This is a genomic window from Niveibacterium sp. (assembly GCF_041909475.1).
In the GTDB taxonomy this organism is placed as follows: domain Bacteria; phylum Pseudomonadota; class Gammaproteobacteria; order Burkholderiales; family Rhodocyclaceae; genus Niveibacterium.
The window spans coordinates 23233-42849 of sequence record NZ_JAYRDJ010000034.1 but is presented as its reverse complement, the minus strand read 5'-3'; the positions used below and the strand labels follow the sequence as shown (position 1 = coordinate 42849).

Annotated in this window: 17 protein-coding genes, 2 tRNA genes and 1 pseudogene; 11 read left to right on the top strand and 9 right to left on the bottom strand. The window is 64.6% G+C overall.

Annotated features, from left to right (window positions below):
- The 3 genes and pseudogenes from ACE3P0_RS17675 to ACE3P0_RS17665 form a co-directional block, all read right to left on the bottom strand.
- Window positions 1-1130, bottom strand: a pseudogene (locus ACE3P0_RS17675) (GGDEF domain-containing protein); the annotation flags it as partial.
- Window positions 1131-1203: 73 nt separating this feature from the next.
- Window positions 1204-1845, bottom strand: coding sequence for a response regulator (locus ACE3P0_RS17670; protein ID WP_374404065.1), 642 nt, complete (start codon window positions 1843-1845; stop codon window positions 1204-1206).
- Between the two features lie 2 nt (window positions 1846-1847).
- Entirely contained in the window at window positions 1848-3350 is a 1503-nt protein-coding gene (locus ACE3P0_RS17665) for a response regulator (RefSeq protein WP_374404064.1), read from the bottom strand.
- Between the two features lie 109 nt (window positions 3351-3459).
- Between ACE3P0_RS17665 and ACE3P0_RS17660 the strand changes: the two genes are divergently transcribed.
- A tRNA-Thr gene (locus ACE3P0_RS17660) sits at window positions 3460-3535 on the top strand.
- A 64-nt stretch (window positions 3536-3599) separates the two neighbouring features.
- A tRNA-Met gene (locus ACE3P0_RS17655) sits at window positions 3600-3676 on the top strand.
- 97 nt (window positions 3677-3773) lie between these two features.
- Here the strand turns inward: ACE3P0_RS17655 and draG are convergent.
- From draG to trmA, 4 genes are all read right to left on the bottom strand, one after another.
- Window positions 3774-4715, bottom strand: coding sequence for an ADP-ribosyl-[dinitrogen reductase] hydrolase (gene draG / locus ACE3P0_RS17650; protein WP_374404063.1), 942 nt, complete (start codon window positions 4713-4715; stop codon window positions 3774-3776).
- Window positions 4716-4724: 9 nt separating this feature from the next.
- Entirely contained in the window at window positions 4725-4970 is a 246-nt protein-coding gene (locus tag ACE3P0_RS17645) for a ferredoxin (RefSeq protein WP_374404062.1), read from the bottom strand.
- A gap of 14 nt (window positions 4971-4984) precedes the next feature.
- Entirely contained in the window at window positions 4985-6481 is a 1497-nt protein-coding gene (gene nifB / locus ACE3P0_RS17640; protein ID WP_374404061.1) for a nitrogenase cofactor biosynthesis protein NifB, read from the bottom strand.
- A 153-nt stretch (window positions 6482-6634) separates the two neighbouring features.
- Complete coding sequence (gene trmA, locus ACE3P0_RS17635; RefSeq protein ID WP_374404060.1) at window positions 6635-7726, bottom strand: tRNA (uridine(54)-C5)-methyltransferase TrmA; 1092 nt, start codon at window positions 7724-7726, stop codon at window positions 6635-6637.
- Between the two features lie 252 nt (window positions 7727-7978).
- On the opposite strand from trmA, the gene ACE3P0_RS17630 reads away from it, so the two are divergent.
- The 3 genes from ACE3P0_RS17630 to ACE3P0_RS17620 all read left to right on the top strand — a co-directional run bounded on the left by ACE3P0_RS17630 (window position 7979) and on the right by ACE3P0_RS17620 (window position 11113).
- Window positions 7979-8347 (top strand): VOC family protein, encoded by a 369-nt coding sequence (locus tag ACE3P0_RS17630; protein ID WP_374404059.1) that lies wholly within the window; start codon window positions 7979-7981, stop codon window positions 8345-8347.
- Between the two features lie 138 nt (window positions 8348-8485).
- Window positions 8486-10207 (top strand): YbaL family putative K(+) efflux transporter, encoded by a 1722-nt coding sequence (gene ybaL, locus ACE3P0_RS17625; protein ID WP_374404058.1) that lies wholly within the window; start codon window positions 8486-8488, stop codon window positions 10205-10207.
- Between the two features lie 147 nt (window positions 10208-10354).
- Window positions 10355-11113 carry a hypothetical protein gene (locus ACE3P0_RS17620; protein WP_374404057.1) on the top strand — a complete coding sequence of 253 codons (759 nt, stop codon included), beginning with the start codon at window positions 10355-10357 and terminating at the stop codon, window positions 11111-11113.
- A 68-nt stretch (window positions 11114-11181) separates the two neighbouring features.
- Here ACE3P0_RS17620 and nifA read toward each other — a convergent pair whose 3' ends face one another.
- Entirely contained in the window at window positions 11182-12702 is a 1521-nt protein-coding gene (gene nifA, locus ACE3P0_RS17615; protein ID WP_374404056.1) for a nif-specific transcriptional activator NifA, read from the bottom strand.
- Between the two features lie 3 nt (window positions 12703-12705).
- Window positions 12706-14286: a nitrogen fixation negative regulator NifL gene (gene nifL, locus ACE3P0_RS17610; protein WP_374404055.1), complete on the bottom strand. Its 1581-nt coding sequence runs from the start codon at window positions 14284-14286 to the stop codon at window positions 12706-12708.
- 293 nt (window positions 14287-14579) lie between these two features.
- Here nifL and rsxA point away from each other — a divergent pair, with 293 nt between their 5' ends.
- The 6 genes from rsxA to ACE3P0_RS17580 are packed head-to-tail and all read left to right on the top strand — an operon-like array spanning window position 14580 to window position 19605.
- Entirely contained in the window at window positions 14580-15161 is a 582-nt protein-coding gene (gene rsxA, locus ACE3P0_RS17605; protein WP_374404052.1) for an electron transport complex subunit RsxA, read from the top strand.
- A gap of 11 nt (window positions 15162-15172) precedes the next feature.
- Complete coding sequence (locus ACE3P0_RS17600) at window positions 15173-15700, top strand: RnfABCDGE type electron transport complex subunit B (protein ID WP_374404051.1); 528 nt, start codon at window positions 15173-15175, stop codon at window positions 15698-15700.
- An 11-nt stretch (window positions 15701-15711) separates the two neighbouring features.
- The gene (gene rsxC / locus ACE3P0_RS17595; RefSeq protein ID WP_374404050.1) at window positions 15712-17199 is read left to right on the top strand and encodes an electron transport complex subunit RsxC; all 1488 of its coding nucleotides are present in this window, start codon (window positions 15712-15714) and stop codon (window positions 17197-17199) included.
- Window positions 17196-18287, top strand: coding sequence for an RnfABCDGE type electron transport complex subunit D (locus ACE3P0_RS17590; protein WP_374404049.1), 1092 nt, complete (start codon window positions 17196-17198; stop codon window positions 18285-18287). The genes rsxC and ACE3P0_RS17590 overlap by 4 nt, the downstream gene beginning before the upstream one ends.
- A complete protein-coding gene (gene rsxG / locus ACE3P0_RS17585; protein WP_374404048.1) occupies window positions 18284-18901 on the top strand; it encodes an electron transport complex subunit RsxG in 618 nt (205 codons plus the stop codon). Before ACE3P0_RS17590 ends, rsxG begins: the two co-directional genes overlap by 4 nt.
- On the top strand, window positions 18898-19605 hold the full coding sequence (locus ACE3P0_RS17580) for an electron transport complex subunit E (RefSeq protein WP_374404047.1): 708 nt from the start codon (window positions 18898-18900) through the stop codon (window positions 19603-19605). The genes rsxG and ACE3P0_RS17580 overlap by 4 nt, the downstream gene beginning before the upstream one ends.
- The last annotated feature ends 12 nt before the right edge of the window (window positions 19606-19617 follow it).

Below are 19617 nucleotides of genomic sequence, written 5' to 3'. Positions count from 1 at the left end.
ACCTGTGCTGCGCAATGCTCCATCCGGTCGCGATAGCCCCCGGTGGAGACATAGATGTCCGATAGATGATCAACGAAGCCCGAGAGCATTGCCTTGAGCCGCTCCTGGGCGTCCGTCAGGCTCTTCTTCAGCACCCCTTGTTTTAGGATGACATCGCGCAGCCGTTTGCCCATCTCGTCGATCGCGTCACGATCGAGCGGGCCATTCGTTACCTGCAACACGCCCTCGACTTGGCCGTGCACCCAGCTGTCGTCGGCCACAAGGTCGCCGATGTTCTCGATAATCAGTTGCAGCAGCCGAAGCAGTGCCTGGCGAATGCCGGCCTGATCCCGCACGACCCATTCAACCTTATAGGCAAATGCGCGCAGCCGCTTCGTAAATCCCTCTGCATCGAAGTCCTTGCTCGGCTGGCGTAGTTCCGTCGCAAGCTGACCGGCCATCGAGCTGAGTTCGGGTGTCTCGATCAACAGGCCGCCGATGGCTTCTTCAAGCACTTGCGCGATCAGGCGACGAACATCGAGGCTGTCTGCAAGGCTCGCCGTATGCGCAACGGATTTCGCGCTTGCCGCCGCTGCTTGCGGGGCGGGCATGGCGCTTGCGGTCTCGGCCGCCGCCTCCGCAGGGCTGTCGACGAGGACGATGGAGTCGGCGGTGCTATCGGCGGACCAGCCGCGAATCAGGCCCTGCAAGCGGTTGAACAACTGCTGCGCGTCGGCCTGACTTGCGCTGAGGACATGCTCGAGCGCTTCTGCCTTGCGCTTGGGCGTCAGGTTGGCGTGGCGGCGCTCCAGTTGTGTCAGCAGATCGCGGATCAGGCTCGCCCAAGGAGGTGTCTCTTCGGTGATTTCCTGGAACAGCTGCAGCATGCGGCTGTGGAAGCTATCCCAGTTGCCTTCGCTGACTGCGCCCTCGAACCGACGCGCCAAACGCAGCTGTTCGGGGCGATCGCGCGGCAACTCGGCGGCGAAGTTCTTGAACTCGCGCGCCGGGAATTCCTCGTCCGGCGTGGTACCGGCAATCTGGTGATAGATCGAACGGAAGTTGTCTGGCGTTGGTGGAACGCGGCTCACTGCAAGGCGCTTGAGCACCTCGCGGGCAATCTCGGAAGGGCTTTGGGCGGGCTGGTTCATGGGGTACCCGGAGTGTCGAGGGGCATGCAGTGCCTACGGCATCTGCCGGCACATCTTGAGTGCCCCGCAGTCGCTACTCAACCAGGCCGTGCTTGAGCCCGTAATGCGTTAGCTCCGCGTTGTTCTTCAGCTTCATCTTCTCAAGCAAGCGTGCTCGATAGACGCTGACTGTCTTGACGCTGAGATTGAGTTCTTCGCCGATCTGCGTGAGTGTTTTGCCCGAGGCGATCATGCAGAGGGTCTGGTATTCGCGATCGGACAGCCTTTCATGGGGCGCGCGGTCGTCTTCTGTGATGGCCGTTGCCAGCTGCTCCGCCACCTCGGCGCTGACGTACTTCTTGCCCGATGCGACCTGGCGGATTGCGAGCACCAGTTGTTCCGGCGCGCTCTGCTTTGACAGATAGCCCGAGGCGCCGGCCTTGAGTGCCCGCACCGCGTACTGCTCTTCCGGGTGCATCGACAACATCAGCACCGGCAGTTTCGGGAATTCCTTCTTCACCAGTTTCAGTGTGTCGATGCCGTTGCGGTCGGGCATGTTCACATCCATCAGCACCACATCCCATGCGCCGTCGCGCAACAGTTGCAGGGCGCGGACACCATTTTCCGCTTCGCCCGCCACAATCATGTCGGTGGTATCCGAAAGAATCGCACGCAGGCCCTGGCGCACGATGGCGTGGTCGTCGGCTATCAGTACACGTATCGTCGGTGCGTTCATGCTCAACCTCGGGCGTTTTCCTGCAGCGAATGGGTACCCGGCTGCGCAACGGGGGCGCGCAAAACCATCTGAGTGCCGTGGGGCGACAAGGCGCGGATGTCAACGCTGCCACCAAGGCTTGCTACACGCTCACGCATGCCGCGCAAGCCGAAAGAGCGTGGTTTCGAAAAGTCCGCGCTGCGGATGCCGACGCCGTCGTCGGTCACCTGCAGCAGCACTTCGTCACCTTCCTGCATCAACCGCACCGTAACCTCTTTCGCCTGGGCATGCTTGGCGACGTTGGTGAGGGTCTCCTGAAAGACGCGGAAGATCGCAATGCTGGCGTCCTCGGCGCATTCGATATCGTGGTCCGCACACAGCACGTTGCAGCGAAGCCCGGTGCGCAGGGAGAAATCCTCTGCATGGCTCTCAATTGCTGCGGCAAGCCCGAATTCCTTGAGGATGCCCGGGCGCAGCTCGCGCGCAACGCGGCCCGCCGTGGTGATCGCCTCGTCGACCAGCCCTGCGATGCGCTTGGCGCGCGCCCCTTGCGCCGGATCGCTCTCAAGTCGGCTCGCAAGCAACGACAGTTCAATCTTGATGCCCACCAGCAGGCCGCCGAGCACATCGTGGATGTCACGCGCAATGCGCTCCCGCTCCTCCTCCTTCACGCTCTGCAGGTGGTTCGACAACTCGGCCAGCTGGGCACGCGATGCCGACAAATCGGCTTGAGACTGCTTGCTGTGGGTGATGTTCCACATCACGCCTTCCCAGCGCGTTGATTGCGAATCCAGCCGGGTTGGCGTTGCGCGCAGGTTGATCCATTTGACGTCGCGTCCGGGGACGCGGATACGGCCTTCCCAGTTCAGCGTCGCGAGTCGCGCGGAGCACTCCGCCAGCGCTTCATCCAGCCCGGGCCTGTCGTCTGCCAGCACCATCCCGAGCAGTTGGGCGCCATCGCCGATCAGCGCATCGAGCGGTACCTCAAACAAAAACAGCGCGCCTTCACTCAGGTACTCAATTGAAATGCGCCCGTCGTCGTTGCGGGTCATCTGGAATGCCGCGCCCGGAATGTTCGCGGCGAGAGCGCCAAGTCTCGCTTCATGATCCCGCGCAGCTTCGATCGCCGCCAGGCGTTCGCTACGCATGCGCGCCTCACGCAACTCGCGCTCGACGGCTGGAATCAGCCGATCAAGCCGGTCCTTGCTGAGGTAGTCCTGAGCCCCTGCACGCATCGCAGACGAGGCCGTCTCATCATCGATCGTTCCAGAGATGATGAAGAACGGCACGTCGATCTTGCGCGCCTGCACCTGCTCGAGCGCGGCGATGCCCGAGAAGCCCGGAAGCTTGTAGTCCGAAAGAATCAGATCCCAAGAGCCTCGACTCAGCGCCGCATCCAGAGCTTGTGGTGTCTCGACCCGTTCAGAGATCACATCGAAACCGGCACGGCGCAGGCGCGCGAGTAGCAGGATCGCGTCGTCCTCGTTGTCTTCCACCAACAGAACACGGAGTGTCTGACGCGTCATCAATGTGCTTTCCTGAGGCCGCCATGAAGGAAATGGTGCGCAGCGGAAAAAGATAGCACGACAGTCGTAGCATCCGCAGCGCGAATATGTATAATCCGCCACCTCCGGCGCCGGCATAGCTCAGTTGGTAGAGCAGCGGTTTTGTAAACCGAAGGTCGTGGGTTCAAGTCCTACTGTCGGCACCAAAAAATTTATTGAATTCGTGGGTTGACATTAAAAACGCGTTAATCCATAATTCTTCTTCTCCGACGCGGGGTGGAGCAGTCTGGCAGCTCGTCGGGCTCATAACCCGAAGGTCACAGGTTCAAATCCTGTCCCCGCAACCAGTTTGAAGCGAAGGCCCAATCACGAAAGTGGTTGGGCTTTTTGCTTTGTGCCAGGCGTTCTCGCCCCGCGCTTTTGCGGTTCGGAAATCGCCGTGCATCAGGCTTTGGCGAGCCGGTCGGCGTAGGTTCGGCATTGCGCGGCAATGGTGGCTTGCAGGGCTGATTGCCAGTAGCCCGGCAAGCACTGCTCTCCGTACAGCGCACCGAGTATTGCGCCTGTGATGGCGCCGGTGGTGTCGGCGTCGCCGCCGCGGTTGACGACGTCGATCAGCGCTGCTTCGAAGTTGTCGGTGGTGTCGATGGCTTGCAACACCGCGCGCATGGTGTCGACGATGTAGCCACTCGGGTTGAGTGCTGGCTTGCCACGGAAGTGGAAGGCGGGCTGAGTCTTCACGAGTTCATGGGCGAGGGCGATCACGCCGCGGATGCCGTGGCCGACGATGCCCGCCTGGATCATGCGGACGACGCAGACGGTGGCGGCGTCGGTGAGTGGGTTGTGATGCGTGACGCGTGCTTGCGCGATTGCGGCGTCGTGCAACGACTCTGAGGGCGCGCCGAGCAGTGCGATTGCGACCGGGGCGCAGCGCATGGTGGCGCCGTTGCCTGCGTCATCGGAAGGTGGCACGCAGGCTTCACCGGTGCGCCGATAGCGTGTGATGCCGCGCCGTACCGTGTTGCCGACGTCGACCGGCTTGCTGCGCATCCATGCGTCGAACGCGCGGGCGTAGTCCTCTGCAGTCGGATGGCGGTTGCGGATCAGCGCTTCGGCGACGGCGAAGGCCATGGTGGTGTCGTCGGTGACCTGACCGGGCGCCAGCTTGAGCCAGCCGCCGCCGCGGATCTGCGTGTGGCGGCCATACTGCGTGCGAATCTCGCGCGGCGTCATGAATTCCACCGTGGCGCCCAACGCGTCGCCGAGCGCCAGACCGAGCAGTGCGCCCCGCGCGTGCGCGCGAACGCGCGCGGCTGCTTCGGCTGGCGGCCAAGCGATCTGTGGCGTCGGCCATGGCATTTCCCGCGCTTCGTCCGGGTGAGCCACGATGCGGACTCATCCGTCGCGGGCAGCCGGCGACAGCGAGCCGGGCGGGTTAAGGGGCGTGCCCAGTTCGTCGATGATCACGCCCTCGATCGGGCAGATCGCGGCGCACTGCGGCGTGGCGTGCGTGTCGATGCACTCGGTGCAGCGATCGGAGTTGATCAGAAAATGTGGCCGGGCTTCGAAGATTGCCTGGTGCGGACACAGCGTGACACAGGCCCAGCAATTGACGCAGCCCGCAACGATTTCGAGTGCCATGCCGCTACCCCGGGTTAAGCGCGACGCTGGCTGGCGGGCGCAGCCGCGAGTTGCCCGTTGTCGAGCATCGTTTTCCACGCTTCGTGCAGCGCTGACGCGACGGGTTCCATTGCGTGGGCGCCGTCGGGGCGGATGCCTGCGGCTTCGAGCTTGCTCCAGGGTTCGATACCAATCCGGGCGCAGAGCATCACTTCGCAGTCGGACAGCGCGGCCAGCGTGCGGGCGAGCGTGTTGTCGGCTTCGCCGCAGTCCGCCTCGCCACCGCAGTACTGCGCGGCGGCGCGAGTGCCCAGCGCCCGGATCTCCTCGGCGCTGACCTCGAAGATATGGAAGTGCTTGGCGTGACCGAAGTGGGTGTCGATTTCCGCCCCGGTGCTGCTTGCCACGGCCATGCGTACAGCCCGGCCGATGTTTGCGACCGGACGGTGAAGTGCGATCACCTGCGCGCTGGCGTCATGGCGCGCCGCGCGCTTTTCGGCCAGTTCGGCATTGATTGCGGCGCGTAGTGCGAGCCGGCGACCCATCGCGGCGTGCTCGTCGATCTGCATCGCCTCGACTTTCTCGAGCGTGAACTCGGCGCCGCGATCCTCACCGAGCATGCCCACCGCGTCAGCCCTGCATTGCTGGCAGTGGCGCATCATGTTCATGTCGCCGGCGCATTCGTCCTGCAAGGTTTTGAGCTCCTGCGGGGTAGGGCCGCGCTGGCCGGTGAGGCCGAAGTGCGTGCCGTGCGCTGGGTCGGATATCAGCGGCATCACGTTGTGCAGGAAGGCGCCTTTTGCGCGCACGATGCGTGAGACTTCCTTCAGGTGCCGGTCGTTGATGCCGGGAATCATCACCGAGTTCACTTTCACCAGAATGCCGCGTGCGACCAGCATCTCAAGCCCGCGCAGCTGCTGCGCGATGAGGATCTCGGCGGCTTCGCGCCCGGTGATCCGGCGGTGCTGCCAGAATATCCACGGGTAGATCTGCGCGCCGATGTCAGGGTCGATGCAGTTGATCGTGATCGTGACGTGGTCAACGTGATACGCAGCGATCTGGTCGACGTACTGCGGCAACATCAGCCCGTTGGTGGAGAGGCACAGCTTCAGGTCCGGCGCACGTTGCGAGAGTTCGGCGAAGGTGGCGAAGGTTCGCTCGGGATTCGCGAGCGCATCGCCGGGGCCGGCGATGCCTAGCACGCTCATCTGCGGAATCGCGGCCGCCACTGCGAGCGTTTTCTTCACCGCCTGCGCCGCGGTCAGTACCTCTGACACCACGCCAGGCCGCGACTCGTTGCTGCAGTCGTACTTGCGGTTGCAGTAGTTGCACTGGATGTTGCAGGCCGGGGCGACTGCGACGTGCATGCGTGCGAAGTACTTGTGTGCTTCTTCGGAGTAGCAGGGGTGGTCCTGCACGCGCTGCGCGACGCTGGCATCCAATTCGTCGATCTGACTCGCGCTGGAGCCGCAGCGCCCGCTGGCGCATCCGCTGGCCTTGGTGGCCGTGTTCGGGGGGGTAGGCGTCGGCATGAGGCGCTCCGGAGGATGTGTGTCTCCGGTTCAGCAATTGCCGTGCCGATCTGCGCGAACAGTGCTGCGGCGGGCCGTCCGCGCGGTTGGCCCGCCGCAGTGTCGCTTAGCCTACACAGTGCGATGTGGGAAAGCGCACAGGTCGGGTCGTGCTCAGCCCCGGCGTGTGAGCAGCAAACCGCATTCGAGGTGATGGGTGTAGGGGAACTGGTCGAACACCGCGGCGGCGTCGATCCGGTGGGTTGCGTGCAGCGCCTCGACGTTGTCGCGCAGCGTTTGCGGGTTGCACGAGATGTAGAGGATGCGATCGAAGCCCGCCGCCATCTTCAGCGTGGTTTCGTCAAGGCCGCTGCGTGGCGGATCGACGAACAGGGTGCTGAAGCGATAGCTGTCGAGGTCGATGTCCTTGAGGCGGCGGAACGGCCGCACCCGCGCCAGCGCGTCGCTCATTTCGTCGCTCGAAAGCCGCGCGAAGGCGACGTTGCCGACGTCGTTGGCTTCCAGATTGTACGCGGCTGCGCGGACCGAGGACTTGCTGACCTCGGTGGCCAGCACGCGCTCGAAGTGCGGCGCCAGCGCGACGGTGAAGTTGCCGTTGCCGCAGTAGAGTTCCAGCAGATCGCCGCCGAGGGTCTTGGCTTGCTGGCAGGCCCAGCCGAGCATTTGCCGGTTCATGCCGCCGTTGGGTTGGCTGAAGCTGCCCTCGATCTGCTGGTAGCGTAGCGGGCGGCCATCCACCTCAAAGGCCTCAAGTACCCAGTCGCGCTCCAGCACGATCTTCTGCTTGTGGCTGCGGCCGATCAGCAGTACCTGCATCTTCGCCGCCAGTTCGCGTGCGGCGGCCTCCCAGGCTTCGTCGAGCTTGCGGTGGTAGATCAGCGTGATCAGCATCTCGCCGCTGAGCGTCGAAAGGAAATTCACCTGGAAGAGCTTGCGCTTGAGCTCGGGCGAGGCGATCACCGCGTCGCGCAGCACTGGCATCGCGGCACAGATCGCGGCCGAAGCGGTCGGAAAGTCTTCCAGCAGCACCGGCTGTTTCGGGTCCACGGCTTCCCACATTGCGTAGTCGACACGGTCGCCGTGGTGCCACATGCGGAACTCGGCCCGCATCCGGTAATGCTGCGCCGCCGATTCGAACACCGCGGGTTCGGGCAGGCCGAAAGGCGCGAAGTCACGTTTGAATTGCGCCACCTTGGGGGCGAGTTGGGCGGCGTAGCTGTCGGGGGTGAAGCTGGGCTGAGACATGGCGATGCGAAACCGGGATGAAACAAAGGGCGCAACGATACCGCGTTGGCGGCCATGATGGGGCGGAACGACCCCGGCTGGTGCTACTTCGCGCGCAAGCGGACCTGCCGAGCCTCTATGAGATGAAGCAACGGCGCCCCCTGCAATGAAACAGGGGCACGATTGGCTTGAAGCGGGGGCGACGGTATCCGATGCTTAGTTCAGGCCAAAGTGCGACGGTGGCCGTCCCAGATCTTTGAAGGAGAGGCAAACATGCAACGCAATCCGGTTGGTTGGTTCGAAATTTATGTGCAGGACATGGCCCGTGCCAAGGCGTTCTACGAGGGCGTATTCGGTGTGTCCCTGCAGGCGTTGGAGAGCCCTGGCATGGAGATGTTGGCCTTCCCGATGGCCGATGTGCCGGGCGCCTCGGGGGCACTGGTGAAGATGGATGGCTGTCCGTCCGGCGGTAACAGCACGCTGGTGTACTTCAGTTGCGCGGACTGCGCCGTTGAGGCGGCGCGGGTGAAGGCGGGCGGTGGCTGCGTGTTCAAGGAGAAGTTCGCGATCGGCCAGTACGGGTTCATCGCCTTGGTGAGCGACCCGGACGGCAACATGATCGGCCTGCACTCGATGCAGTGAAACGCCACGCACCGGGGCGCGTCGGGCATTGCCTGAACAAATCTTGTTCCGCCGGAACCTTTTTGCGCCGCGCGCGCTCCCTTACTTGGCGCTGCGATTCCCGTGGCGCGCCATACCTCACGAGGAACAGCCCGAACGATGCCCCATGACGTCAGCCTGATTGCCACCATTGCCGCGGGGTTCGGCCTTGCACTGCTGCTTGGATTCGCCGCCACGCGCCTGCATATGCCGCCGCTGGTGGGCTACTTGCTTGCCGGCGTGATGATCGGGCCGGCGACGCCGGGCTTTGTGGCCGATGTGGGGCTTGCGAGTCAGCTGGCGGAAATCGGCGTGATGCTGCTGATGTTCGGCGTCGGCCTGCATTTCTCGGTGAGCGACTTGATGGCGGTCCGCCGGATCGCGGTGCCCGGCGCGATCGTGCAGATCCTCGTGGCGGTTGCGTTCGGCATGACGACAGCGCTGCTGTGGGGCTGGAGCCTTGGTGGTGCGCTGGTGTTCGGGCTGTGTCTGTCGGTTGCCAGCACCGTGGTGCTGTTGAGAGCGCTGGAGGGCAGGGGGCTGCTGAAGTCGGTCAACGGCCAGATTGCGGTGGGCTGGCTGGTGGTGGAAGACCTTGTGATGGTGCTGGTGCTCGTGCTGCTGCCGGCGCTGGCCGGCGTGCTGCGCGGGGTCGAAGGCGGCGGCGCGGCGGGTGTCGCAACGAACGATATCTGGCAAACGGTGGCCGTCACCTTGCTCAAGGTCTGCGCCTTCATCGCCTTGATGCTGGTGGTGGGGCGCCGCGTGCTGCCTAAGTTGTTGTGGTGGGTTGCGCGCACCGGGTCGCAGGAACTGTTCACGCTCAGTGTGGTGGCTACGGCGGTCGGCGTAGCCTTCGGTGCGGCCAAGCTGTTCGACGTTTCGTTCGCGCTGGGCGCGTTCTTTGCCGGCATGATGATGCGCGAGTCGGAATTCAGCCATCGCGCGGCTGACGAATCGCTGCCGCTGCGCGACGCCTTCGCGGTGCTGTTCTTCGTATCGGTCGGCATGTTGTTTGACCCGTCTGTGGTATGGGCGCAGCCACTCAAGGTGCTTGCCGTGGTGGCGATCATCATGGTGGGCAAGACGATTGCGGCGGTCGCGCTGGTGCTGCTGTTCCGCTATCCGCTCAATACCGCGTTGACGGTAGGCGCCAGCCTTGCGCAGATCGGTGAGTTTTCCTTCATTCTCGCCGGGCTCGGCGTGGCACTCGGCTTGATGCCGGCTGAGGGCCAGAGCCTGGTACTCGCAGGCGCGCTGATTTCGATCGCCGCCAACGCCGCGATTTTCGCCGCGCTGGAGCCACTGCAGGCCTGGGTGCGCAAACGCTCGGCGCTGGCACGGCGGCTCGACCAGCGTGACGATCCGCTCGCGCAATTGCCGATGTCCACCGACCAGGCGCTGCTGACCGGGCAGGTGGTGTTGGTCGGCTATGGGCGCGTCGGCCGCCGCATCGCTGCGATGTTGCGCGAAGAGCACATCCCCTTCGTGGTAGCCGATGAGAACCGCGAGCGTATCGATGCGCTGCGCAAGGATGGCATCCCGGCGGTGAGCGGCGATGCCAGCACCCCAGAGGTGCTGATCCAGGCCCACATTGCGCGCGCCGCAATGCTGGTGATTGCAGTGCCGGATGCGGTGAGCGTACGCAAGATGGTCGAGATCGCGCAGACGCTCAATCCGACCATCGCCGTGGTGCTGCGCAGTCATAATGAGGAAGAGGCTGATCTGCTTGCCAGCGAGAGTCGCGCCAAGGTGTTCCTTGGCGAACGCGAACTAGCCCATGGCATGAGTGAGCACATCCGCTTGAGCTATCGTGGCGCAATCTCGACGGCGCGGCCCTAGCGCAATCCCGCCAAGCAGTAAGCCGGCGCCGACGCGATGCCGGGTCTACACTGGTAGCAGAAATGGCGTGTTGCCAAGGGCACGCGTCGACCGTTGTGAGCGTTACAGCCGCCGCGCTGCCCTCTTCTGATCTGCAAGGGGGACATCATGAACGCGATTCTTGAAAAACTGCGCCCGCAAGGGCCCGACACGGGCAAACCAGTCCTTGCCCGCAGCAACCGCATGCTTGCGGATCTGATCCGCGATCCGGCGGCCGAAGCGACTCCGGCGCTTGTGCAGTGGCTCCGCTCGCAAGGGGCGGGGGACCCGGCAGTGGTTGATAGACCGAAACTGCGCCCGCCGATCAAGGTTGGCCCCGATATTCCTCGTATCGATGTGATGGTGCTGATGGACTTCGACACCGATCTGGCAGGACAACCGGTACCCGAGGGGGCGCTGGCCAGCGAGGTGTATGGGCTCACGATGATCAACCCGCTCACCAGCGGCCCGGCCTATGTGCGCAAACAGGTTTACGTGGGTGGCTCGAACGGCGTGTCGATTCATGCGCCGGGCACCACGCCCTGCTTCTATGCGCGGGAAGGCGCGATCGATGTGCTGTTCGACAGGCCGACCGATACGGTGTCGATCGACGCTTATCCGGTATGCGAGACACCATGTCCGGGCGAGATGATAAACACCACCGGGCGGCCCTTTCTGGAGGCCTATGACCGTCAAGGCAAGCGCATTGCCGCGTCGTATTACGTCGGCACGTTGCCAGGGGCGTCGGCGGGCGATGGCTGGAAGACGCTGGCAGTCAGCATGCCGTCCCGCACCATTGCTCGGGTGCGCTTCTCTTGTCAGGCAGATGCTGCACAGTGGCCGAACAAGTCGTATTTCGACAACCTGCGCTATCACCTGGTGATCTGAGCGCCTGATTGCGCGTTTAACGACGGACTGCGAGGCACCCTGCTCGGGCCGCTTCGCAGCCGTCATGCTCAGAACTGCTTCACCTCGATGCCCAGGGTCTGCACGCGGTAGGCGATCTGCCGCGGGGTCATGTTGAGCAGGCGCGCCGCCTTGGCCTGAACCCAGCCGGCCTGTTCAAGCGCGGCGATCACGCGGCCGCGCTCGTCGAGATTCGGGTCGTCCAGATCGATACGGTTGGCCGCAGCAGCGGCAGAGAGTTCGCGCTGGCGGTCGATGCGGATCAACTCGCAGTCGATGTGGCCACTCTCCGACATCACCGCGGCGCGCTCCAGGCAGTTTTCGAGTTCGCGCACATTGCCAGGCCAGCTGTATTGCATCAGCCGCGTGATTGCAGATTCGCTCAGATCGAGCGGGCGCCCTTGTTGCCGGCCGATTCGGCCGATCAGGTGGCGGGCAATTTCAGGCACATCCTCCAGGCGCTCGCGCAGTGGCGGCACGGTAATCGGCATCACGTTGAGGCGGAAATAAAGATCCTCGCGGAACTTGCCGTCGTCGACCGCGTCTTCGAGGTCACGATGGGTTGCCGCGATGACGCGCACATCCACCTTCATCGTGCGGCCACCGCCCACGCGCTCGAGTTCGCCTTCCTGCAGTACGCGCAGCAACTTGGCCTGGAAGGCGGGCGAGATCTCGCCGATTTCGTCGAGGAAGATCGTGCCGCCGTCGGCCATCTCGAATCGGCCCTTGCGCGACGCTACGGCGCCGGTGAAGGCGCCTTTTTCGTGCCCGAAGAGTTCGGATTCGAGCAGGTTCTCGGGCAGTGAGGCGCAGTTGAGCCTCACGTAAGGCCCGCGGCCCCGCGGCGAGTTGTAGTGGATTGCGTTGGCGATCAGCTCCTTGCCGGTGCCTGTCTCGCCGCGGATCAGCACCGTGGTGTTCCACTTCGACACCATGCGGATCTGCTCGAAGATGCGTCGCATCGCGGTGGAGTGGCCGACCATGTTGTCGAAACCATGCTGACCGCGCACGGCACGGCGCAGGGTGTCGCGCTCCTCGGCGATAGTCTCTTTTTCCTGCGCCACATCGAGCGAGAGCTTCACGCTCTGGCTGATCAGGTTGGCGACCATTTCCACGAAGCGGGCGCGCACCGCCAGCTGGCCGTCGTCCAGCCGGTTGGGCTGAACCGCCAGCGCGCCATGCAGCGTACCGCCGACATGAATGGGCGCCGCGATGAAGGGGAGACGCCGCTCGTAGATGCCGAGCCGGTTCAGAAAGCGCGGGTTGCTGGCGATCGAGGGCAGGGCGACCGTCTTGCCCTCTTCAAGAATCAGGCCCAGCACCCCCTCGCCGGACTGGTAGCGAACCGGCTCGAACTCGTCGGCTTCTACACCCTGCAAGGCGTTGACAACCAGTTCGCCGCTGTCGGAATCGAGCACGCTGATCATGCCGCGCGTAAGACCAGCGGATTCCTCCAGCACGCGCAGCACTTCCTGCGGGGCTTGCTTGACGTCGAGTGTGCGCGAAAGAATTACGCTCACACGGTAGAGCGTTTCGAGCTGGATGCGGTGGAGTGCGCCTTCGGTATCCATGGCTTATCCGATCTCGCGACTGTCGTGCATCGGCGCCGGGGCGCGCGTCTGCGGGGGTAGCGGCAGCACCAGCAGGGCGGTGCAACCGCCGCTGGCAGCGTTGCCCAACTCGATGCTGCCGCCGTGATCTACCGCGACTTGTTGTGCCGCGGGAAGCCCGGTTCCCAGATGGCTACCGAGTTGCTTCTTGGTGCTAAAGAAGGGCTCAAAGGCTTTCAGGCGAAGCGCCTCGGGCAAACCCGGGCCGCTGTCCTCCACGCGCACCTCCAGGCTGTTGTGTCGGGTGCGCGTGCTGATGCTGAGCTCGCGCTGTTGCCAGCCCTTCACGTTCATCGCTTCGATCGCGTTGTCCACCAACGCCTTGAGCAGCGCGCGCAGCCGCGTGGGCGAGCCCTGGATGCCGGGCAGCACCAGCTGCGGCTGCCAACTGACCGAGACACCTGCGGTAAGCAGGCGCACCGCGGAAAGGTCCAGTACGTCGCGCACAACCTCGTTGAGGTTGACCGAGGTGCTGGCCTCAGGCGCACGCGCGGGAATCGTCCCACGCAGCGTTTCGAGCGCAGCCTGGCCAGCCTTGAGCGCATCGGCGAGCGCCGCCTGCGCAGGGTCGCAGCCGCGGCGGCCCATCATGTTGACCACCGAGCCGAGGATGTTGAGCGGCCCCTCCATCTGATAGACGGCGGCCGACAGGCTTTCGCGCAGCGCCTGCTGACGGCTCTCCTCGGCCATCACCGCCTGCAGCGCAGCGATGCGGGCTTTCTCCTGCTCCTGTACCTGACGGCTCACATCCGTTGCGACCAGCAGCAGAAAGGCCTCTCCCTTGCTGGCGTAGAAGTGGTCGGCTTCGTCGCTGTCGGCAGCCACCCATACCGCCGAGCACGAGAACCAGCGCGGCGAACGCCAGTGGGGGCGGTCGAGCCGCACCTGGCGGTCGAGGAAGGCGTGGCTGCCTGGTTTGAAGGGGCCGAAGCCGCTGCCCAGTTCGTTGCGAATCGCGTCCAGCAGCACCTTGGCCGGTTCGGCCATGCCGAGATCCGACATCAGCGCCTTGTACGCAAGGTTGTCGAGCACCACGCGGTCGCTGATGTCGAGTAGCGCGAGCACCAGCGGAGCCCCGTCGACCACCGATTCGATCAGCGCCTTCTGGTTGCGCACCGCACATTCGAGCTTGTGTAGCGCGGTGATGTCGCGATGCAAGCCCAAGTAGTGGCTGATCTGGCCCGCCTCATCGAGCACCGGCGTGACGGTCAGATCCGCAAGGTAGGGCGCGCCGTCCTTGCGCCGGTTCACCAGTCGGCCGCTCCAGGTTTCCTTACCCGTGATCTGTCGCCACATCGATTTGTACACCTCGGGCGGTGTGCTGTGGTTTGACAGGATCGATTGATGCTGGCCCACCGCGTCCGCGACGCTGTAGCCGCTTGCGCGCGTGAAGGCCGGGTTCACATATTCGATCCGCGCGCGCGGATCGGTGATCGAGATCGCGATGTCTGCTTGCTCGACCGCGGCACGGAACAAGGCGGCGGGGATCTTCCGGGCAGCGGGGCGCGCGGATTTCTTCTCGGCGGTTTTCTTCTGCTCTGGCATGGCGGGCCTCGTTTGAACGCTCGTCTGCTTCGATGCAGCAACCGTGCCGAATTCTCGCGCCCCATCGCCACGCTTGAGCGACATCAAATGCCGGCGTCGTTGTGAGGATTCATCACAACACAAGCTCGGTTTGTTGCATCCCCGACACGCCGATCGGCGCTTCCGGACGCCATCAACGCATGCGGAAATCCGGCTGCGGCGCCCGATGGCGCGGCCTTCGCGCACTGCCCCGGTGCGGCGTGCATCGACTTGGCACGCTCCATGCGGATCCAGGGCAGGAGGCTTCGAACCGCATGAGCGAATACCTGATTCTTCTGGTCAGCACCGCGCTGGTGAACAACGTGGTGATGAGCAAGTTTCTTGGCCTGTGCCCCTTCATGGGGGTTTCCAAAAGTATGGAAAGCGCCTTTGGCATGGGGCTCGCAACCACCTTCGTGATCACTGTGGCGGTGGCGGCCAGCTGGGTGCTGGATCACTTCATTCTGCAGCCGATCGGTTTGGAATTTCTGCGCATCCTCACCTTCATCGTGGTGATTGCCGCAACCGTGCAGTTTATCGAGGCCGTGATCAAGAAGACGATGCCGGCGCTGTACCAGTCGCTTGGCATCTTCCTGCCGCTGATCACCACCAACTGCGCGGTGCTCGGGCTCGCACTGCTGAACGTGCAGGACGGCAACAGTTTCGTGAAGAGCGTGGTGTACGGCTTCGGCTCGGCACTCGGTTTCACGCTCGCGATGCTGATGTTCTCGGGCCTGCGCGAACGCCTTGCGCTGGCGCGCGTACCGAAGGCGCTCGAAGGCCCGCCGCTGAGCTTCGTGCTCGCCAGCCTTCTGGCGCTCGCCTTCATGGGTTTCGCCGGTCTCAACTTCAATTGACGGAGGTTGCCATGCTCGCTCCCGTATTCATTCTCTCCACGCTGGGGCTGGTGCTCGGCCTGTTGCTGGGCCTTGCCGCGCGGGTTTTTGCGGTGGAGGCCGACGATCTGGCGGTGGAGCTTGCCGCGATGATGCCCGGCACGAACTGCGGCCAGTGCGGCCTGGCTGGATGCGCGGCGGCTGCGGATGCGCTGGCTGCCGGCAACGCGCCGGCCACCGTGTGCCCCGGCGGCGGCGCCGCACTGGCGCAGGCGATTGCCGCCAGGCTGGGGATCCCGCTCGACATGGCCGGTATCGCCGACCAAGGGCCGCGGCTCGCTGCGATCCAGGAAGAAATCTGTATCGGCTGCTGTCGTTGCCTCAGATCCTGCGCGACCGACGCAATCCTCGGCGCCAGCAAACAGATTCATGGTGTGCTGCACGAAGCCTGCACTGGCTGCGGCGCTTGCGTTGAAACCTGCCCGACCGGCGCGATCGGGCTGCAAGCAAAGCCCAAGACCCTGCAGGACTGGAACTGGGCCCTGCCGGCCTTCGCCTGAGGAACACTCGCATGGGACTTCTCGACAAAATCAACGGTGGCCGCTGGGGTGTGCATCCGCACAACGACCACAAGCGCCCTGCGGCCGACGAGCCGCTGCGGGTGATGCCGCTGCCGGCCACGCTGCGCGTGCCTTTGCTGCAACACGTTGGAGCCCCTGCGAAGGCGGTAGTCTCACCGGGCGACAAAGTGCTGCGCGGTCAGTTGATCGGCGCTGCGCAGGGCACCGTGTCGGCGCCGGTGCATGCGCCATCCTCCGGGGTGGTCACGGCAATTGGCCCGGTCACGGCACCACACCCTTCGGGGCTGCCTTTCGATGCGATCACGATTGCGCTCGACGGCGAAGACAAGGCGATCGAAGCCTGCGCAGCAGACGACCCCTTCGCGCTGCCGCCAGACGAAGTGACGCGGCGCATCGCCGATGCCGGCATCGTCGGCCTGGGGGGCGCCACGTTTCCGTCCGCCCCCAAAGCGCAGCTTGGTCGCAAGCTGGCCGTCGAAACGCTGGTGATCAACGGTGGCGAGTGCGAGCCCTACCTGTCGAGCGACGACAGCGTGATGCGCAACCGCGCCGACGAGGTGGTCGACGGCGTGCGCATCCTGATGCACGCGGTCGGCGCCGCCAGCGCGCTGGTCGGGATCGAGGACAACAAGCCGGAGGCAATTGCCGCGATGCGCGCGGCGGCGGCGCCGTTCGCGCAAATCCGGGTCTGCCCGGTGCCCGCACGTTACCCGATGGGGTCGGATCGCCAGCTGGTGGAAGTGCTCACAGGCCGCCAGGTACCCGCTGGCGCGCGCACGGCCAGCATCGGCGTGCTGGTAAACAACGTCAGCACCTGCGCGGCGATCCACCGTGCGCTTCGCCATGGCGAGGCGCTCTATCGGCGCATTGTCACCGTCAACGGCGGCGCAGTGGCGCGGCCTGGCAATGTGCTCGCACCGGTGGGCGTACTGGTCGAGGATCTGCTGGCCTTTGTCGGCCTCAAGGAAGCGCCGGCACGGCTGGTGATGGGTGGGCCGATGATGGGGCTCGCTTTGCCGCACGCGCAGGTGCCCACGGTCAAGGCCTGTGGCGGCGTGCTCGCACTTACCGCGGCCGAAATTTCACGGCCGGCGCCTTCGGCCTGCATCCGATGCGGATCATGCGTGAAAGCGTGCCCGATGGGCTTGCAGCCACTCGAAATCGCAGCGCGCATCCGCGTGGGCGACTACGACGGCGCCGCTGCCTTGCAGCTTGACGACTGCCTTGCGTGCGGCTGCTGCGCTTATGTGTGTCCGTCCAGTGTGCCGCTGGTGCAGTCGTTCCAGCACGCGAAGGGTGAGATCTGGTCGCGCGCGCAGCAGAAGAAACGGCTGGCCTTCACCCGAGAACTGGCCGAAGCACGCAATGCCCGGCTCGAACGTGAAGCGCGCGAACGTGCCGAGGCGGCCGCGCGCCGCAAGGCTGCGCGCGCAGCCCAGCAAGCCGCCGCAGCGGCCGGCACACAGGAGACCCCATGATGAACATGATTGCTTCCGCCAGCCTGCCATCGGTGGCGGCGTCGCCTCACGCGGGGGAGCTGGGCTCGGTGGGTAAGGTGATGCTCAAGGTGATGCTGGCCTTGGCGCCAGCAACGCTCTGTGGCTTCTGGTTTTTCGGCTGGCCGGCCGTCAACGTCTGGTTGATCACCGTGGTCGCCACGCTGATGGGCGAAGCCGTCAGCCTTCGCCTGATGGCCAAACCGGTGCTGCCTACGCTGATGGACGGTTCTGCGCTGCTGACCGGCTGGCTGCTCGCGCTGTCACTACCGCCGTGGGCGCCGTGGTGGCTGGGTGTCGTCGGCGGGCTGTTCGCAACGGTGGTGGCAAAGCAGATGTTCGGTGGCATCGGCTGTAACCTGTTCAACCCGGCGATGGTCGCGCGGGTCGCGTTACTGGTGTCCTTCCCGGTTGCGATGACCGTCTGGGTGGCACCGACCGCTGGCGTCGCTCATGCGCCAGGCTGGTTCGATGCACTGCAGCTCACCTTCGGCGGCGCTGCGCCGGACGCGATGACGAGCGCAACGCTGCTGGGCCACGCAAAGACAGAACTGTCGCGCGGTGCGAGCCTGATCCAGCTGCTCTCCGACGGGGCGCAGTGGTCCTGGTCCGGCCTGCGCGCGGGGAGCCTGGGCGAAACGGCCGTGGCGCTGATTGCCGCAGGCGGGCTCGCCATGATGCTGATGGGGCTGATCACCTGGCATATCCCGGTTGCGATGCTGCTGGGCATTGCACTGCCTGCCGTGATCGCCCATGGCGCGAACCCTGCACGCTACCTTGATGCGGGTACACACATCTTGTCAGGCGGTGCGGTGCTTGGCGCCTTCTTCATCGCAACCGACTATGTGACCTCGCCCTCGTCGCGCGGCGGGCAACTTGTGTTCGGTGCAGGTTGTGGGCTGCTGACCTGGCTCATCCGCACCTACGGCGGCTACCCGGAAGGCGTGGCGTTCGCAGTGTTGCTGATGAATGCCCTGACGCCGGTGATCGACCGCGTCATCAAACCCCGCGTTTACGGGCGTACCTGGCGCGGCGCGCCGATTTCCAGTGGGAAGGAGCGGCGTTCATGAACATCGCGCTATGGCGGGACCGTATTCCCTATCAGGGCATCCTGCTCGCGTTCGCGAGTTTCATCACCAGCGCAGCGTTGGTGCTCGCTAACGAAGCAACGCGCGAACCGATCACGCAGGCGGCGCAGGACGACCTTAAACAATCGCTGGTGCAGGTATTGCCGCCAGGGTGTGTCGACAACGATCTGCTTGCCGACGCTCGCGTCATCAAGGCTGCGAGCGGGCGTGTCGTCACCGTCTATCGCGGCACCAAGGCTGGCGTATTCAGCGCGGCGGTGTTCGAGTTCAGCGCCCGCGGGTATGCGGGCGAGATCGCGGTCCTGATCGGCGTGGATGCGGCCGGCGTGGTGAGTGGCGTGCGTGTGCTGCGGCATGCTGAAACGCCTGGCCTGGGCGACAAGATCGATGCTGCCAAATCGGGCTGGATCAACAGCTTCACGAACAAGTCGCTCGCCGGCATGCCGGTTGCGCGCTGGGCGGTGAAGAAGGATGGCGGTGAGTTCGACCAGTTTGCCGGCGCCACGATCACCCCGCGCGCAGTGGTGAAGGCGGTGCGCGAGGGGCTTCAGTTCTACGACGCGCATCGCGCGGAAATCTCGGGAGACGCACGATGAGCGAGCTGCGCAGTGCATGCGATACCACCTCACTTGCGCACGTCTGGCGCGATGGCCTGTGGGATCAGAACGTCGTGTTCGTGCAGTTGCTGGCCATGTGCCCAACGATGGCGGTCACCACTTCCGGCACCAATGGCTTGGGCATGGGGCTGGCGACGACGGCTGTGCTGGTGGTGTCGAACATGTTGATCGCGAGCATCCGGAATTTCGTCAGCAGCCAGGTACGGATTCCAGTTTTCGTCGTCGTGATCGCAACCCTCGTCACGCTGGTGGATATGTCGCTGAACGCCTGGCTGCATGGGTTGCACAAGGTGCTGGGGCTGTTCATCGCGCTGATCGTCGTGAACTGCGCGATCCTCGGGCGAGCCGAGGCCTTTGCATCGAAGAACGGCGTGCTGGCGTCTGCGGTGGATGGCCTGGCGATGGGGTTGGGCTTCACCTTCGCGCTGACGGTGATGGGGCTGGTGCGGGAGCTGATCGGTGCGGGCACGCTGTTTGCCCAGGCAAGCCTGCTGCTTGGCCCGGCCTTCTCCTTTCTTGAAGTGCGGGTGCTTCCCGGTTACTCCGGGGCACTGATGATGATCTTGCCGCCGGGCGGCTTCCTCGTACTGGGGTGTTTGCTAGCACTGCGCCGACTCATCGAAACGCGGCGCGCAGCCCGAACCTGTTCCACCCAGCCGGCGCACCGCGCCTGTAGTGTTTGAAGGAGGGAAAGC

Coding starts and splice junctions, on each gene's coding strand:
- ACE3P0_RS17670 (WP_374404065.1), bottom strand. CDS start 1,845: ATGAACGCACCGACGATACGTGTACTGATAGCCGACGACCACGCCATC.
- nifL (WP_374404055.1), bottom strand. CDS start 14,286: ATGCCAGAGCAGAAGAAAACCGCCGAGAAGAAATCCGCGCGCCCCGCT.
- ACE3P0_RS17620 (WP_374404057.1), top strand. CDS start 10,355: ATGAACGCGATTCTTGAAAAACTGCGCCCGCAAGGGCCCGACACGGGC.
- ACE3P0_RS17580 (WP_374404047.1), top strand. CDS start 18,898: ATGAGCGAGCTGCGCAGTGCATGCGATACCACCTCACTTGCGCACGTC.
- rsxC (WP_374404050.1), top strand. CDS start 15,712: ATGGGACTTCTCGACAAAATCAACGGTGGCCGCTGGGGTGTGCATCCG.
- rsxA (WP_374404052.1), top strand. CDS start 14,580: ATGAGCGAATACCTGATTCTTCTGGTCAGCACCGCGCTGGTGAACAAC.
- ACE3P0_RS17630 (WP_374404059.1), top strand. CDS start 7,979: ATGCAACGCAATCCGGTTGGTTGGTTCGAAATTTATGTGCAGGACATG.
- trmA (WP_374404060.1), bottom strand. CDS start 7,726: ATGTCTCAGCCCAGCTTCACCCCCGACAGCTACGCCGCCCAACTCGCC.
- ACE3P0_RS17590 (WP_374404049.1), top strand. CDS start 17,196: ATGATGAACATGATTGCTTCCGCCAGCCTGCCATCGGTGGCGGCGTCG.
- ACE3P0_RS17600 (WP_374404051.1), top strand. CDS start 15,173: ATGCTCGCTCCCGTATTCATTCTCTCCACGCTGGGGCTGGTGCTCGGC.
- rsxG (WP_374404048.1), top strand. CDS start 18,284: ATGAACATCGCGCTATGGCGGGACCGTATTCCCTATCAGGGCATCCTG.
- nifA (WP_374404056.1), bottom strand. CDS start 12,702: ATGGATACCGAAGGCGCACTCCACCGCATCCAGCTCGAAACGCTCTAC.
- nifB (WP_374404061.1), bottom strand. CDS start 6,481: ATGCCGACGCCTACCCCCCCGAACACGGCCACCAAGGCCAGCGGATGC.
- ACE3P0_RS17645 (WP_374404062.1), bottom strand. CDS start 4,970: ATGGCACTCGAAATCGTTGCGGGCTGCGTCAATTGCTGGGCCTGTGTC.
- ACE3P0_RS17665 (WP_374404064.1), bottom strand. CDS start 3,350: ATGACGCGTCAGACACTCCGTGTTCTGTTGGTGGAAGACAACGAGGAC.
- ybaL (WP_374404058.1), top strand. CDS start 8,486: ATGCCCCATGACGTCAGCCTGATTGCCACCATTGCCGCGGGGTTCGGC.